The 16,181-nt window shown below is 36.5% G+C and carries 12 protein-coding genes; 6 read left to right on the top strand and 6 right to left on the bottom strand.

Annotated features, from left to right (window positions below; genetic code table 11):
- Positions 1–264: 264 nt before the first annotated feature.
- Complete coding sequence (locus tag ACIQ1E_RS10830) at positions 265–2,454, bottom strand: glutamine synthetase III (protein ID WP_396171323.1); 2,190 nt, start codon at positions 2,452–2,454, stop codon at positions 265–267.
- A gap of 201 nt (positions 2,455–2,655) precedes the next feature.
- Here ACIQ1E_RS10830 and ACIQ1E_RS10835 point away from each other — a divergent pair, with 201 nt between their 5' ends.
- Complete coding sequence (locus tag ACIQ1E_RS10835) at positions 2,656–3,669, top strand: glutamine synthetase beta-grasp domain-containing protein (protein WP_396171324.1); 1,014 nt, start codon at positions 2,656–2,658, stop codon at positions 3,667–3,669.
- A gap of 251 nt (positions 3,670–3,920) precedes the next feature.
- Positions 3,921–4,865, top strand: coding sequence for a TerC family protein (locus ACIQ1E_RS10840; RefSeq protein WP_396171325.1), 945 nt, complete (start codon positions 3,921–3,923; stop codon positions 4,863–4,865).
- A 164-nt stretch (positions 4,866–5,029) separates the two neighbouring features.
- Here the strand turns inward: ACIQ1E_RS10840 and ACIQ1E_RS10845 are convergent, their stop codons facing one another.
- On the bottom strand, positions 5,030–5,542 hold the full coding sequence (locus ACIQ1E_RS10845; protein ID WP_396171326.1) for a hypothetical protein: 513 nt from the start codon (positions 5,540–5,542) through the stop codon (positions 5,030–5,032).
- 105 nt (positions 5,543–5,647) lie between these two features.
- Here ACIQ1E_RS10845 and ACIQ1E_RS10850 point away from each other — a divergent pair, with 105 nt between their 5' ends.
- Positions 5,648–6,220, top strand: coding sequence for a DUF1543 domain-containing protein (locus ACIQ1E_RS10850; protein ID WP_396171327.1), 573 nt, complete (start codon positions 5,648–5,650; stop codon positions 6,218–6,220).
- Between the two features lie 234 nt (positions 6,221–6,454).
- On the opposite strand, the gene ACIQ1E_RS10855 is transcribed toward ACIQ1E_RS10850, so the two are convergent.
- A complete protein-coding gene (locus ACIQ1E_RS10855) occupies positions 6,455–9,907 on the bottom strand; it encodes a methylmalonyl-CoA mutase family protein (RefSeq protein WP_396171328.1) in 3,453 nt (1,150 codons plus the stop codon).
- 319 nt (positions 9,908–10,226) lie between these two features.
- On the opposite strand from ACIQ1E_RS10855, the gene purU reads away from it, so the two are divergent.
- Positions 10,227–11,081, top strand: a complete 855-nt coding sequence (gene purU, locus ACIQ1E_RS10860) for a formyltetrahydrofolate deformylase (protein WP_396171329.1) — start codon at positions 10,227–10,229, stop codon at positions 11,079–11,081.
- A gap of 421 nt (positions 11,082–11,502) precedes the next feature.
- On the opposite strand, the gene ACIQ1E_RS10865 is transcribed toward purU, so the two are convergent.
- The 3 genes from ACIQ1E_RS10865 to prfA form a co-directional block, all read right to left on the bottom strand.
- Complete coding sequence (locus tag ACIQ1E_RS10865; protein ID WP_396171330.1) at positions 11,503–12,288, bottom strand: alpha/beta fold hydrolase; 786 nt, start codon at positions 12,286–12,288, stop codon at positions 11,503–11,505.
- Positions 12,289–12,372: 84 nt separating this feature from the next.
- Positions 12,373–13,185 carry an orotidine-5'-phosphate decarboxylase gene (gene pyrF, locus ACIQ1E_RS10870; protein ID WP_396171331.1) on the bottom strand — a complete coding sequence of 271 codons (813 nt, stop codon included), beginning with the start codon at positions 13,183–13,185 and terminating at the stop codon, positions 12,373–12,375.
- Between the two features lie 348 nt (positions 13,186–13,533).
- Positions 13,534–14,610 carry a peptide chain release factor 1 gene (prfA, locus tag ACIQ1E_RS10875; RefSeq protein ID WP_396171332.1) on the bottom strand — a complete coding sequence of 359 codons (1,077 nt, stop codon included), beginning with the start codon at positions 14,608–14,610 and terminating at the stop codon, positions 13,534–13,536.
- Positions 14,611–15,096: 486 nt separating this feature from the next.
- On the opposite strand from prfA, the gene ACIQ1E_RS10880 reads away from it, so the two are divergent.
- Both ACIQ1E_RS10880 and ACIQ1E_RS10885 read left to right on the top strand, forming a co-directional pair.
- Positions 15,097–15,699, top strand: coding sequence for a DUF6088 family protein (locus ACIQ1E_RS10880; protein ID WP_396171333.1), 603 nt, complete (start codon positions 15,097–15,099; stop codon positions 15,697–15,699).
- Positions 15,696–16,181, top strand: coding sequence for a nucleotidyl transferase AbiEii/AbiGii toxin family protein (locus ACIQ1E_RS10885; RefSeq protein ID WP_396171334.1), 486 nt, complete (start codon positions 15,696–15,698; stop codon positions 16,179–16,181). The genes ACIQ1E_RS10880 and ACIQ1E_RS10885 overlap by 4 nt, the downstream gene beginning before the upstream one ends.

Here is a 16,181-nt window from a genome sequence, read left to right on the forward strand (position 1 = left end):
ATATTGCCACTTTTTTATACCGAAATATACACTTTTTGGCAATTTAACAGAGCCTTTTTTAATATTATTTTATCACAAGTTATTAACAATCAGATTGTTAATTTGTTTTTAAGGAATGACTATTTATAAGCGTATTTGGTATAATTATAATGCCGCTAATCAATACTTTATTTTTTTTGCACAACAAAAAAAGCCCACGAAAACTTAATATATTTCGTAGGCTTTTTCTAAAATCGATGCGTTGTAATTGAGAATGCTATTTTTTTACTTGGTAAACAACAATTCTCGGTATTTAGTAAGTGTCCAAGTTTCATCATCGATCAATAACTCCAATTTATCGCAATGATTTCTAATTTCTTCGAAAAAAGGTTTCACTTTATTGCAATAGGCTTCGGCCATCGCTTGAGCATCTGTAAGGTTATTCGCTTTTTTTCTTTCGTCAGTCATCGCTACCACCTTTGAATTGATTCCTTCAATATGACCCGAAATTTCTCTTATGATTGAAATTTGTTCCTTGGCGAGAGTTTTAAATTCATCTCCGAAAATATCCTTCAAACCTTTCACATTTTCAATCAAAGTATTTTGGTAACGAATAGCGGTTGGGATCACGTGATTAATCGAAAGATCTCCGAGAATACGACCTTCGATTTGAATTTTCTTGGTGTATTCTTCCAATTCGATTTCGTAACGCGCTTCCATTTCTACATGATTCAGGATTCCCATTTCAGAAAATAAGTCCAAAGCTTGTTTTGAAACTCTAGCTTTCAAGGCCTCAGGAGTCGTTTTGAAATTACTCAAACCTCTTTTAGCAGCTTCTTTTTCCCAAGCCTCGCTATAGCCATCTCCTTCGAAAAGAATATTTTTAGAAACTTTGATGTATTCTCTCAAAACATTGAAAATAGCATCGTCTTTTTTCATTGCTTTAGTATCAATTAATGCATCAACTTCGGCTTTAAAGTCCTTCAATTGTTTAGCAACAATGGTATTCAAAGTAGTCATTGCATTAGAACAATTCGCAGAAGAACCAACAGCCCGGAACTCGAATTTATTCCCTGTAAAAGCAAAGGGTGAAGTTCTGTTTCTGTCGGTATTATCCAAAATCACTTCGGGAATTTTTCCAACAACATTCAACTTTAAATCTGTTTTTTCCTCTGGAGATAATTTCCCATCGGTCACCACTTCTAATTCGGCCAAAACTTTGGTCAATTGTTCACCAATAAAAACCGATATAATAGCTGGTGGCGCTTCGTTGGCACCCAGTCTATGGTCATTACTGGCTGTTGCAATTGCAGCTCTCAACAGCGTTTCATAATCATTTACCGCCTTGATGGTATTGATAAAGAAGGCCAAAAACTGTAAATTACTCATTGGCGTTTTACTTGGACTCAACAAGTTCACACCTGTATCTGTAGCTAAAGACCAGTTATTATGTTTCCCTGATCCATTAACCCCTTTAAATGGTTTTTCGTGTAGCAGCACTTTGAAATCATGACGCTCGGCCACTTTTTGCATCACATCCATCAACAAACAGTTATGATCTACAGCCAAATTTGTCTCTTCGAAGATGGGTGCCAACTCAAATTGATTGGGCGCAACCTCATTATGACGTGTTTTTACGGGAATTCCAAGCAACATACATTCTTGCTCTAAATCACGCATATAAGTCAAAGCGCGACTCGGAATAGAACCAAAATAATGGTCGTCTAATTGTTGCCCTTTGGCAGAAGTGTGACCCAACAAAGTCCTGCCCGTCATCATCAGATCAGGACGCGTACTTGCAAGGGCACTATCGACCAAGAAATATTCCTGCTCCCAGCCCAGGGTTGCAGTGACTTTCTTTACATTTTTATCGAAAAATTTACAAATATCGGTCGCCGCTTCATCAATAGCGGATAAGGCTCTTAATAATGGAATCTTATTGTCTAATGCCTCTCCGGTATAAGATATAAAAACGGTTGGAATACATAAAGTCGTTCCGTAAATAAACGCAGGTGAAGTAGGATCCCAAGCGGTATACCCTCTAGCTTCGAAAGTGTTTCTAATCCCACCATTTGGAAAACTAGATGCATCCGGCTCTTGCTGAACCAATTGACCACCACCAAATTTTTCTACAGGATCACTACCATCATAGGAAGTTTCAAAAAATGCATCGTGCTTTTCGGCAGTACTCCCCGTCAAAGGTTGAAACCAGTGGGTATAATGAGTAACCCCTTTTGCTAAGGCCCACTCTTTCATTCCCATAGCGATATAATCGGCTAGTTTTCTGTCAATTTTAGTGCCGTTCAAAACAGCACTTTGCACTGCTTTTAAAGCGTCAGAAGTCAAATATTGCTTCATCGCTTTTTCATTAAAAACATTGGACCCAAAAATGAGAGATTTTCGATTAGTCTCTGCAAATTGGACCGGTTTTCTGCTGGAAGCTTCATTCAAAGCTTGAAATCGTAAAGTTGCCATAATTTGAATAATTTTGAACAAAGGTAATTATTAATTTTAGCATATAAAAAATTTAAATATTATAAAATTACCCCTATTATTATGGGGTATTCATAAAAATAACATTCTATATAGTATTTAGCACCCCATTTTTTTACACAAACAATACTTTTATTTTATATTTGCATCATATTTAAAAAAACACAATTAATTTATAATATCATGGCAAAAATCAAATTAGAATACCTTTGGTTAGATGGTTATGAACCAACTCAAAATCTTAGAAGTAAAACTAAAGTAGAAGAGCACGAAAACTTTAAAGGAACATTAGCAGAAATTGGAAATTGGTCGTTTGACGGATCTTCAACTAGACAAGCAGAAGGTGGTTCATCTGACTGTATGTTGGTTCCTGTTGCAATTTACCCTGACCCAACTCGTATCAATGGATACTTAGTAATGACTGAAGTTATGTATGCTGACGGAACCCCACACCCATCAAACGGTAGAGCTACTATTGATGATGACGGTGATTTCTGGTTTGGTTTCGAACAAGAATATTTCATCATGGACACTAAGACATTATTGCCTCTAGGATTCCCAATTGGTGGATATCCAGCTCCACAAGGAATGTACTATTGTTCAGTAGGTGGTAAAAACACTCACGGAAGAAAATTAGTGGAAGAGCATGCTGATTTGTGTATTGCTGCAGGTCTTAATTTCGAAGGAATCAATCAAGAAGTTGCTTGTGGACAATGGGAATTCCAATTGTTTGCAAAAGGAGCAAAATTAGCTGGTGATGAAATATGGGTTGCTCGCTATATGTTAGATCGTTTGACTGAAAAATATGGTTACTACATTGAATACCACCCAAAACCACTTGGAGATACCGACTGGAATGGTTCAGGTATGCACGCTAACTTCTCTAACGAAGTGTTAAGAACGTGTGGTTCAAAAGAAACTTACGATAAAATATGTGAAGCTTTCCGTCCAGTGGTTGCAGAGCACATCGCTGTTTATGGTGCATTCAACGACCAACGTTTGACTGGTAAGCACGAAACTGCTTCTATCCACGATTTCTCTTATGGAATATCTGATAGAGGAGCTTCTATTAGAATCCCACTATTCACTGTAAATAATGGCTGGAAAGGATATCTTGAGGATAGAAGACCAGCATCAAACGGTGACCCATACAAAATTGCTGCAAGAATCATCAAAACTGTAAAATCAGCTCTGTAATTCTCATTCAATAATAAATCAAAAGCGCGTTCAGAAATGAAGGCGCTTTTTTTATAAATACTTTTAAAAACTGATTTTACCTTTTTGTCATTTCAAATTAGTTCAATAAATATTGGACCAAATAAAATATACAACTGCATTATGCCAATACCTTTGGACTAAAATATTATTTTATTTGATATTATATGTCAATATATTTCGATGTCAAAAAATCAAAAACTATATTTGCAAGAACTTAAATAATTTAATTTATGACTGCCTGGATCTTATTTTTAGCTCTTATTGCACTATTTTTAGCTCTAGATTTAGGGGTTTTTAACAAAACCCCTCATATAATTAGCTCCAAAGAAGCGGGGATTTGGACAGGAATTTGGGTCGCAATTTCATTTCTTTTTTCAGGAGTCGTTTATTGGTTGTATGGGACTGATTATATTGCTAATCCTACAGCACTTTCTCAAACCGATGCTGCTTTGAAGTTTATTACAGGCTATTTAATAGAAAAATCATTAAGTATTGATAATATATTTGTAATAGCAATCATTTTTGCTTCATTCAAAATTCCGCAGAAATACCAACATAGGGTTTTGTTTTGGGGAATTCTTGGGGCAATTGTTTTAAGAGGATTGATGATTTGGCTTGGAGTAACCATTATAAATAAGTTTAATTGGATTACATATGTTTTTGGTGCTTTTTTATTGTTTACTGCTTTGAAGATGCTTTTTAGAGGAGAAAGCGAAAATTTTAATCCAAAGAAATCATTTGTTTATAGAAATATAAGAAAAATAATACCCATCACATTGCATATGGAAGGCGAACATTTTTTTGTACAAAAACGACATCTTACAGTTGCTACACCACTTTTTGTTGCTTTGATTATTATAGAAGTGATGGATGTTATGTTTGCTGTTGATAGTGTTCCAGCAATTCTTGCTATTACCTCGGATCCATTTTTAGTATTTACTTCCAATATTTTAGCAATATTAGGGCTTCGTTCTATGTATTTTTTTCTGGCTAATATGTTAGAGAAATTTAGCTATTTAGAATACAGTTTAATTGCCATTTTGACTTTCGTAGGAATCAAGATGTTGATTATTCATCATTATGTATTTCCTGAATGGTTTTCACTTGGATTTATTGTCCTGACACTTATAATAGGGGTTTTGGTTTCTTTGAAAATGAGTAAAAAAGAAGAGTAAACAATTCGCGATTAACTTTTCTCTGTGTGTCAATTGATTGTAGTTTATTGCCAGTCATTGCGGGAAGGTTGCGGGAAGATATAGGGTAACCAAGTAAAATCTATTATTCACAAAAAAAAGGAAATCGGTAGATTTCCTTTTTTTAATACATTTAAACTTCAGTTTTAGAAATTTATCTTCTGAACTTGAGTCTCTTTAAAATTCAAAGCCGACATCACATCCGCATAATTGCTAACATTCAACGAAGCCGAAAAACTTCCTGGAAGGATCACAATTCTAAAGGTCTGATTGTTTATATACTGCGGAGTAGTTGCTATGTTATAAGTTCCTCTAGCAAAAATGGTAAAATCTTCTTTACTGAAATCAAAATCATAATCTAATTCCCCTTGAGTAAGATACAATGTCCTAGGGATCAATTGCCAAATTGGAGTGTTTGAATCGATGGTTCCAGACAATCTGTAAATCAAAACGACATCTGAAACAAAAATATTTGGAGTAAGCTTCTGGTAAACTGTATATCCATTGGTTGAACTAAAAGTGAAGTTAATGTTTTTTAGTTCGAATACTTCTGCGATTAAACCATCTTCACCTGGAGGTCCTGGAGGTCCTTCTGGCCCAGTACAACCTTGAAACGCTAACATGCCGACAATAGCAAAAAGAGTAATTAATTTTTTCATGATTTCTAATTTTTTAAAGGGTTCGTGTTGGATATTCCAAAAATCAAACCAAAGTACATTTTTTTATTAAATTTAATAAAAATAAATTGAATTATATTTGTAGGCATGAGCGACAGTCTTAAATTATATATGGTATTGCTGGGCTGTAAACCGCGAGGTAGATTTACAGAACAGCACGATATTTTTTTTGGAATTGCCAAATCCTTAAAAGATTTAATTCCTGAAATGAAAATCTTTTGGCCAGAAGCCAAAGGGCAACTACATATTGATGCTTGGCGGGAAGTTACAACTGTCGATGATTTCTCCATTGAAATTGTGTCCAAGAAATCTGAATCTGCAGAACCAGTTTTTGATCATTTATTTTTCATCAATCTTGGCGGTTACAAGGAAAATGAATTTGAAGAATATCACTATAAAATTCTAACTGTTGCCGAAAATTTAAGTGTTGCTGCTAGAAATGCCAAATCGACTGCTTTCTATCAACATTGCAGCTTCAAAAGAGCCACCTCGCACATTGACGATACCTACGGAATTGATGTGGATGATATTTACAATGTCACTGATATTTTATCAAAACAACACAAAGAATTGTACTCTTTGAAACTATCTAAAATTGAATCATCAACTGAAGATTACCTGCACATCGGGTACCTGAAAATCGATAAGATCCCTTTTTAAATCTGGAAAAACTCTGATTTTTATGGGAATAAGTGCTTCAAACAGTTATCTAAATAGATCCCGATTTTCATCGGGATATGATTCTCTGAGATCCCGATTTTCATCGGGATGAGTGGTTCAAAAAATTATCTAAATAGATCCCGATTTTCATCGGGATATGGCTCTCTGAGATCCCGCTAAAAGGCGGGATAAGCGACCACTAAGTCCTCACATTCTGCGAGAACAAGTGTCTGCTTACATATTTCTTCTATACTGACCGCCACCTTCAAACAAAGCAGTTGTGATTTGCCCTAAAGAACAAACTTTGGTAGCTTCCATTAGATGCTCGAATATGTTTTCGTTTTGAATCGCCGCTTCTTGAAGTTTTTTCAAATTGAAATCGACGGCTTCTCGATTTGTTTTATGCAGATTGTCCAACATAGTGATTTGATATCTTTTTTCTTCCTCGGTAGCACGAATCACTTCAGCTGGAACAATCGTTGGCGAACCTTTTGAACTCAAGAAAGTATTCACACCAATAATCGGGAATTCACCCGTATGTTTCAAGGTTTCATAATACAAACTTTCTTCTTGTATTTTACTTCGTTGGTACATCGTTTCCATCGCGCCCAAAACTCCGCCACGTTCGGTGATGCGGTCGAATTCCAGTAAAACGGCTTCTTCTACTAAGTCGGTTAATTCTTCGATAATGAAAGAACCCTGAATGGGGTTTTCGTTTTTGGTCAATCCCAATTCTTTATTGATTATCAACTGAATCGCCATCGCTCGGCGCACACTTTCCTCGGTTGGCGTGGTTATCGCTTCATCATAAGCATTGGTATGCAAAGAATTACAGTTGTCATAAATAGCATATAAAGCTTGCAAAGTCGTCCGGATATCATTAAAATCAATCTCCTGTGCGTGAAGCGATCGTCCCGAAGTTTGAATGTGGTATTTCAACATTTGCGCTCTTTCGTTGGCTCCATATTTATACTTCATCGCTTTTGCCCAAATCTTTCGAGCTACACGACCAATTACTGCATATTCTGGATCGATTCCATTCGAGAAAAAGAAAGATAAATTAGGTCCAAAATCATTGATTTTCATTCCGCGACTCAAATAATATTCCACATAAGTAAAACCATTCGAAAGCGTGAAAGCCAACTGCGAAATTGGGTTGGCTCCCGCTTCGGCAATATGGTAACCCGAAATAGAAACCGAATAAAAATTTTGCACCTTTTTCGAAATGAAATATTCCTGGACATCTCCCATTAAACGTAAAGCAAATTCTGTCGAGAAAATACAAGTATTTTGGGCTTGGTCTTCTTTCAAAACATCCGCTTGAACTGTTCCTCGAACTTGGGAAAGTGTTTTAGCTTTTATATCATTATAAATATCCAAAGGCAAAACTTGGTCTCCAGTCACGCCCAAAAGCAGCAATCCCAAACCATTATTCCCTTCGGGTAAATCTCCTTGATAATGCGGACGTTCAGTACCTTTTGCGTTATAAATGGCCTTGATTTTACCTTCTACTTCTACTTCGAGATGATTCCCCTTAATGTAAATTTCACATTGCTGATCGATAGCGGCATTCATAAAAAAACCTAAGAGCATTGGCGCTGGACCATTGATGGTCATACTCACTGAAGTCAAAGCATCGACCAAATCGAAACCAGAATACAATTTTTTGGCATCGTCTAGGCAACAAATAGAAACTCCCGCATTACCAATTTTTCCGTAAATATCAGGACGAATGTGAGGGTCATTCCCGTATAAAGTCACGCTATCAAAAGCAGTTGAAAGTCGTTTTGCTGGCAAACCAGCACTTACATAATGGAAACGCTTATTGGTTCGTTCGGGTCCGCCTTCACCAGCAAACATTCGTGATGGGTCTTCGCCTTCACGCTTGAATGGATACAAACCTGCCGCAAAAGGAAATTCTCCCGGCACATTTTCTTGTAAACTCCACTTTAAAATATCACCCCAAGCTTGGTATTTTGGTAAGGCTATTTTGGGAATTTGCGTATGCGAAAGCGATTCGGTGTGAGTGGCAATTTTAATTTCTTTGTTTCGAACTTTGAAAGTATAAAACGGTTCTCTGTACTGGTTCAATTTCTGATGCCAACCTAGGATGATCTCCCAATTATAAGGATCCAAATCCATTTTCACCTTGTCGAATTGACTCAGTAAAAGATTCAAGAAGATTTTATTTTCGGCTGCTCCCGACTTTTCTAATTCCAATACCGTTGGCAAAACAGAATCATCATTAATACCGGTTTTGTTAATTTCTGGGATTCTTCCCGAAACAGATTCGATCGTTTTGAAAATACCATATAATTTTTGAGCCACTTCCACTTGAGTCAACGCATTGGCATCATATTTTCTATTGTTTTCAGCAATTTCAGATAAATAACGGGTTCTATGTGGTGGAATTACAAAGATTTTCTCGCTCATTTCATTCGAAATTACAAAAGTAGATTTCAAATCAGTCTGCGTTTTTGCTTGAATTTTTTCGATTACAGCCTTGTACAAAGTATTCATTCCCGGATCATTGAATTGAGAAGCAATGGTTCCAAAAATGGGTAGTTCCTCTAAATTCGTGTCCCATAGATTATGATTGCGCTGGAATTGTTTTTTGACATCGCGCAAAGCATCGAGAGAACCCCGTTTGTCAAATTTATTGATCGCTACCAAATCAGCAAAGTCGAGCATATCGATTTTTTCTAATTGAGTGGCTGCGCCAAATTCCGGTGTCATCACATACAGGGAAACATCGGAATGTTCCGTGATTTCAGTATCCGATTGCCCAATACCAGAAGTTTCAAGAATAATAAGGTCGTATTTTGCCGCTTTGATAACCTGAATAGCATCGGCAACGTATTTAGACAACGCCAAATTAGATTGTCGTGTGGCCAAGGAACGCATATAAACTCTAGAGTTATTGATAGCATTCATCCTAATTCTATCACCCAATAAGGCTCCGCCTGTTTTGCGCTTGGATGGATCTACCGAGATTATCCCTATCGTCTTTTCAGGGAAATCCATCAGAAAACGACGGACTAACTCGTCTACGAGCGAAGATTTTCCTGCTCCACCAGTTCCAGTAATTCCTAGAACGGGAGTTTTGCAATCAGTATTTATTTTATGGATTTTATCTAAAGTGTCAGCGGCAAGTTCGGGGAAATTCTCTGCCGAAGAAATAATTCGGGCGATTGCTTTTGGATTTTTCTTTTCTAAATGATCGATTTCATCATTTAATACATCCCCAATAGCAAAATCCGATTGTTGTACCAAATCATTAATCATTCCTTGTAAGCCCATAGCGCGACCATCATCAGGAGAATAAATTCTAGTGATTCCGTAGGCTTGTAATTCAGCGATTTCAGTTTGAAGGATCACGCCTCCACCACCGCCGAAAATTTTGATATGCGAAGCGCCCTTTTCACATAATAAATCACGCATATATTTGAAATATTCATTATGACCTCCTTGATAAGAAGTCATTGCAATGGCATTGGCATCTTCTTGAATAGCGGTGTTAACGACTTCCTCAACACTGCGGTCGTGCCCTAAATGAATAACCTCAACGCCTGTTGATTGAATGATTCTTCGCATTATATTGATGGCTGCATCGTGGCCATCGAATAGTGAAGCAGCGGTTACAATTCGAACTTTATTTTCGGGAATATAAGGTTTAACAGTTTCCATTTTTATGAATATGATAATTTATCGCTGCAATTTACGGAATTTTTTAAGTAATGCTCATTGAAAATTAGATTAACTATAAAATGCAAGAACTTGGTATTGAATCTAAAAAAATAAGTTTAGTTTTGATGAAAAATACTGAAATACGGATTACCTAGCCCTGATGTAAATGGAAAGCCCGGAACTATAAAAAGTTGTTTTTCTTGGCAGAAAAAAGCGACCAATCCCGATAGCTATCGGGACTCTTTTTAGGCCTTAGAAAAACAGTTTTTATAGTGAGGACTTGCAAGGAACAGCAGGATTAGCTTCAAAATAAAATAATATGCAAAAGATTACCATTCTCATTCATTGTAAAGACCAAAAAGGGATTATTGCCGCAGTGACTGATTTTATTGTGAGAGTTGAAGGAAATATCACCTATATTGACCAACATGTTGATTTTGAGCAAAATGTGTTTTTTATGCGTTTGGAATGCGAATTGACCAACCCAAACTCGAATTTGACTGCCATAAAACACGTTTTTGAACAAACTATTGCGACCGACTTTCAGATGGCTTGGGAGATTCATCCAAAAGAGAAAAAATTGAAAATGGCTCTGTTTGTTTCGAAATATGACCATTGTTTATTTGATATTTTGGGTCGCTACAGCGCTGGAGAATTCAATGTGGAAATTCCGATGATTATAAGCAATCATTGGGATTTGAGATCGATTGCCAATCGATTTGACATTCCGTTCCATTGCGTTCCATTTACCAAAGATATTAAGGAAGAAGGCGAAAAGCAGCAAATGGAATTGCTGCAGAAATACGAAATAGACTTTATTGTTTTGGCCCGTTACATGCAAATCATTACTCCAAAAATGATTGCTGCTTACGAAAACAATATAATCAACATTCACCACTCCTTTTTACCAGCGTTTCCAGGCGCAAAACCCTACCATTCGGCCTTCAAAAGAGGAGTTAAAATTATTGGAGCGACCAGCCATTACGTCACAGAGCAATTGGACGAAGGTCCAATAATTGAACAGGATATTACACGCGTTTCACACATTAATTCAATTGAAGATTTTATTATGAAAGGACGTGATTTGGAACGCATTGTTTTGGCTAGAGCCATAAAGCTGCACGCCGAGCGAAAAACGATGGTTTATGACAACAAAACTGTTGTTTTCTCTTAAAAGTTAACGAAACTCCAACAAACTAATAACAGACCTTTAACAGTGAATAATCGAAAACTGTCGCATCTTTGCAGAGTAATAAACTGGTTATTTATTATTTGGTTTTTTGGTTAGTAAAAGAATGCCTCACATCTCGTGGGGCATTTTTTTTGATGTAAAAAAAACAATCAACTTACATTTGCCAAAATTTAGAAGTTAAACATTACAAGCCCAACAAACCACTAATTAAGAGTGCTTTATAGTGTTTCCATCTTAAATGTTAAAAAAGTTTTTAAAAAATTAACGTATTGCCAACAAACAAATAACATTCGTTTAACAGCAAAAAATCGCAAACTGTCGCATCTTTGCAGAGTAATAAACTGGTTATTTATTATTTTGGTTTTGGTTAGTTAAAGAATGTCTCGCTAGCACGAGACATTTTTTATTGAGCTAAATTGATAAACGATAGGCTAGCATTGTTGAAAATGGCCGGCTGCTCTACATTCACAACGTGGCCGCATTGCTCAATGACAAATAATTTCGAAGATTTATAATGCTTTTCAACCACTTGTCGAACCGAAGGCAAAAACATATAATCTTCTTCTCCCATTACATAAAGCGTAGGTATATTTAATTCTACTTGACGAAAACACTTCAACACGGGATTGATTTCGGCAGTGAGTTTGAACCATTTGATGAATTCCTTTTGATACAATTTTTTGGCTTCATTGATGAAAAGCAAACGGGATTGCTTGTGACTCTTTCTGGGCATAATCACAAATGCAAAAAACTTATACAAAACTAAATAAGGTAATACATATTTGAACGTATTGCCCACTTTCATTAGTATTTGTGAGCGAAAATTCATTTTGAGAATAGCTCCACCCAGAATCATACTTTGCACACGTTCGGGATGCATTTCGGCCAATTGTCGAATGAGAATCGTGCCTAGCGAAATGCCAACGAAATGCGATTTTTCGATTTTGAGATGATCGATAACTTCCAGAACATCATTGGCAATGGCCTCGAAAGTATATTTTTGTTTAAAAGCTTTTTTAATTTGGGAATTCGAATTACCGTGACCTCTTAAATCCAATAACAACACATTATACTGACTCTTGAAATCCCGAATTTGCTTGAACCAAATAGACGAACTACCGCCAGCTCCGTGGACAAAAGTCACCCACTGCTTGCTGTTTTCATTTTTGTATGTAATGTAGTTTATCATCTTTGTATGAATAGAACGCGGGATGCTACGTATTTATGTAACAAATTTAATTCGTTGCAATATATAAAAATTCTAGTCGCAAATTTATTTCAAAATTTCTTCCATCTCTTGTTGCATCTTCAAAGCCTCTTCCCTGGCCTTTTCAGCAAAATCTGTTCCATTCGATGCATAAATAATAGCTCTTGATGAATTAATCAGCAAACCAACATTGGCATTCATTCCGTATTTACAAACTTCCTGAAGACTTCCTCCTTGTGCACCAACTCCGGGAACCAACAAAAAGCTATCCGGAACAATTTTACGAATTTCGGTAAAATATTCCGCTTTAGTTGCACCAACAACATACATCAGATTTTCAGAATTTTTCCAAGTTTTTGAGGTTTCCAAAACTTGTTTGTACAATTCGGTTCCGTCCACAGTCAAAGTCTGAAAATCAAAAGCTCCTTCATTCGAGGTCAAAGCCAACATAATCGTGTGTTTATTTTCGAAAGCCAAAAAGGGCTCCACCGAATCTTTCCCCATATAAGGCGCCACGGTCACACTGTCAAAATTCAAATCCTCAAAGAATGCTTTAGCATACATCGACGAAGTATTCCCAATATCGCCACGTTTCGCATCCGCAATCGTAAAGATGTCAGGATGTTTTTCGTTGATGTAATTGATGGTTTTTTGCAAAGATTGCCAGCCCTTAATCCCATAAGCCTCATAAAACGCCGTGTTGGGTTTATAAGAAACCGCCAAATCGTGGGTAGCATCAATTATCGCCTTATTAAACTCAAAAATCGGGTCTTCAAGTTCTAATAAATGCTGCGGTATTTTATTCAAATCAACGTCCAATCCAACACAAAGGAAAGATTTCTTGATTTTGATTTGGTTGATTAGTTCTTTAGTTGTCATTGTTGTGTGTTTAACCGCAAAGTTCGCAAAGTTTTTCGCAAAGTTCACAAAGTGTTAAAAAAAAATGCCAAACTTATTTAGATTGACATTTATATTTCTTTTTCTAACGGTCTGCTAAGCAAACCAAAAAAATCATTCTATTTTTTTAAACCATTAAGAAAGTTAAGAAAATTAAGTTTTTTGTCTTAATGAGCCTTAATTTTCTAAATGGTTTCAAGAGTAAAATTTCTTTATTGTTTAAAAAACCTTACTAGCTTCTTTCAATTTCTCCAATTAAGAGAATCAAGTTTTTAGTCTTAATGAACCTTAATTTTCTTAATGGTTTCAAGAGTAAAATATCTTTATTGTTTAAAAAACCTCACTAGCTTCTTTCAGTTTCTCCATATTGTTAACCAATTGCAATTCGTCAACAATTTTCTGAATGTCGCCATTCATAATATTTCCTAAATCGTACAAAGTCAAACCAACTCTGTGATCCGTTACACGACCTTGAGCATAATTGTAAGTTCTAATTTTAGCCGAACGGTCACCCGAACTCACTTGCGAAGTACGTTTTGTGGCATCTTCCGCTTGTTTTTTGGCCAATTCCATTTCGTATAAACGAGAACGCAAAACCGTCAACGCCTTGTCTTTATTCTTATGTTGCGATTTCTGATCCTGACATTGCGCTACCAATCCTGTTGGAATGTGCGTCAAACGAACCGCTGATTTCGTAGTATTTACAGATTGTCCACCAGGTCCTGACGAACAAAAGAAATCCACACGAACATCATTCATATCAATTTGTACATCAAATTCTTCGGCTTCCGGAAGCACCATAACCGTGGCTGCCGAAGTGTGAACACGACCTTGAGTTTCCGTTTGTGGTACCCGTTGCACACGGTGAACACCCGCTTCAAACTTCAACGTACCGTAAACATCTTCGCCCGTAACTTCAAAAATCACCTCTTTGAAACCGCCCGAAGTTCCTTCGTTCATATCCACAACCGAAGTTCTCCAACCCATTCCTTCGCAATATTTGGTGTACATACGGAACAAATCTCCGGCAAAAATACTAGCTTCGTCCCCACCCGTTCCGGCACGAATTTCGACCATCACGTTCTTGGCATCTTCCTCGTCTTTCGGAATCAACATAAACTTGATTTCTTCCTCTAACGAAGGCAATCTTTCTTTGGCTTCATCCAGTTGCATCTTGGCCATTTCGGTCATATCCGCATCACTTCCGTCAGCAATTATCTCGTTAGCTTCATCAATATTAGCTAAAACTAAAATGTATTCTTCTCTTTTCTCCACCAAAGCTTTGATGCTTTTGTACTCTTGGTTCAGTAGCACATAACGCTTTTGATCGGCAATCACATCGGGTTGAATAATCAAATCCGAAATCTCGTCGAAACGCTGCTTTACATATTGAAGTCTATCTAACATATTCTTGTTCCTTTTATTGGAGTGCAAATTTAGTGAAAAGATTGTAGAATACAAGGCTTTCAATTGAGATTGTCATTGCGAACAATGAGGAACGAATTGCGTGGGAATCTGGAGCTGTTTCCTGCTGTCCGCTGTATCTTTTTCTGGCAGAAAAAGCCAGAAAAAGGATGCCGCTACCATCAGGGCTAGGGAATTGTGCTAACGACAGGTTTGCGATTTTAGAAAGACTTTTGAAAAAAAGTATAAACCTTAAAAGTTTTTGTCACAAAAAAAGGATGTATTTGTGACAAAACCAAGAATTTCAAAACCAAGAATAAATTTCAAAAAATACTTTAATTTTTGTCGCAAATTTATCCTAAATGTGCGACAAAAAACTACCAATAAAACCATAATAAACAAGATTTCAAACTAATTAAAACTGTTTTCATATAAAACACATTAGCATCACAAATATTTACTATATTTGTGACATAAAATCACGCTAAAATGAAGGAAATTGCGAAAGAAACTATCCTTTTAGAAATCAAAAAATACCGAAGAGGCATGCTTTTTTTTTCGGAGAATTTCATCTCTAAAAGCAATGCAAAAACGGCAAACAAAACCCTAGAACGATTAGCAGCTAGTGGAGAAATAGCACGAGTGGCACTCGGAATTTATACGCGACCGAAAAAGAGTCGCCTTTTTGGTGTTGTTTTACCTAGTGCTGAAGAAGTCATTCGGGCTATTGCCAAAAGAGATAAAGCACGTATTGTACCAACAGGCTATTTGGCCTTAAACAAATTAGGACTTTCCACACAAGTTCCTATGAAGTTAATCTATCTTACCGATGGTGCAGCACGAAAGATTGTTCTGGGTAAACAAACCATACTATTAAAGAAAGTAACGCCTAAAAATCTATCCGCAAAAGGAACCATCAGTAGTTTGGTGATACAAGCTTTGAAAGCAATTGGCAAAAACAAGATAATCCCCGAAGAAGAAAATAAAATTATAACATTACTCCAACAAGAGAAACAAGACGTTTTAGAACACGATATGGCGCTGGCTCCAGAATGGGCTAGAAAAATAATGAGAAAAGCATTAGTTAAATGAATAGAGAATACATTTTACACTGGCAAAAGTTATCAAAAACAGATAAACTCCAGATTTTTGAAGAAACCAAGAAAAAAACAGGACTTCCCATTCAAGCTATTGAAAAAGATTGGTGGGTCACACAAACTTTGGGATTAATTTTTGCAATGGAATGTGCGCCTCACATTGTTTTCAAAGGAGGTACATCATTAAGTAAAGCTTGGAACGCAATAGAACGATTCTCGGAAGATATTGATTTGGCACTAGATAGAAGATATTTGGGTTTTGATACCGAAATGAGCAAAACCCAAGTCAGTAAATTACGCAAGGCTTCCTTCCAATTCATCTCTACTGTTTTCTTCTCCCAACTAAAAGCAAATAGGTATAGGCGCTTAGAGCACCCTTGTTATCTATTGATTTTATTGATATTTATTCAAATTTCACCATCTTTTTCATTAACACATCGAAGATTGTCCCCATATTTGACCTTCTATTGTATCTAA

The organism is Flavobacterium sp. (genome assembly GCF_044348915.1).
Classification (GTDB): domain Bacteria; phylum Bacteroidota; class Bacteroidia; order Flavobacteriales; family Flavobacteriaceae; genus Flavobacterium.

Excerpts from the sequence above, each read along its gene's own strand:
- ACIQ1E_RS10830 (WP_396171323.1), bottom strand. The coding sequence starts at position 2,454 with ATGGCAACTTTACGATTTCAAGCTTTGAATGAAGCTTCCAGCAGAAAA.
- ACIQ1E_RS10835 (WP_396171324.1), top strand. The coding sequence starts at position 2,656 with ATGGCAAAAATCAAATTAGAATACCTTTGGTTAGATGGTTATGAACCA.
- ACIQ1E_RS10840 (WP_396171325.1), top strand. The coding sequence starts at position 3,921 with ATGACTGCCTGGATCTTATTTTTAGCTCTTATTGCACTATTTTTAGCT.
- ACIQ1E_RS10845 (WP_396171326.1), bottom strand. The coding sequence starts at position 5,542 with ATGAAAAAATTAATTACTCTTTTTGCTATTGTCGGCATGTTAGCGTTT.
- ACIQ1E_RS10850 (WP_396171327.1), top strand. The coding sequence starts at position 5,648 with ATGAGCGACAGTCTTAAATTATATATGGTATTGCTGGGCTGTAAACCG.
- ACIQ1E_RS10855 (WP_396171328.1), bottom strand. The coding sequence starts at position 9,907 with ATGGAAACTGTTAAACCTTATATTCCCGAAAATAAAGTTCGAATTGTA.
- purU (WP_396171329.1), top strand. The coding sequence starts at position 10,227 with ATGCAAAAGATTACCATTCTCATTCATTGTAAAGACCAAAAAGGGATT.
- ACIQ1E_RS10865 (WP_396171330.1), bottom strand. The coding sequence starts at position 12,288 with ATGATAAACTACATTACATACAAAAATGAAAACAGCAAGCAGTGGGTG.
- pyrF (WP_396171331.1), bottom strand. The coding sequence starts at position 13,185 with ATGACAACTAAAGAACTAATCAACCAAATCAAAATCAAGAAATCTTTC.
- prfA (WP_396171332.1), bottom strand. The coding sequence starts at position 14,610 with ATGTTAGATAGACTTCAATATGTAAAGCAGCGTTTCGACGAGATTTCG.
- ACIQ1E_RS10880 (WP_396171333.1), top strand. The coding sequence starts at position 15,097 with ATGAAGGAAATTGCGAAAGAAACTATCCTTTTAGAAATCAAAAAATAC.
- ACIQ1E_RS10885 (WP_396171334.1), top strand. The coding sequence starts at position 15,696 with ATGAATAGAGAATACATTTTACACTGGCAAAAGTTATCAAAAACAGAT.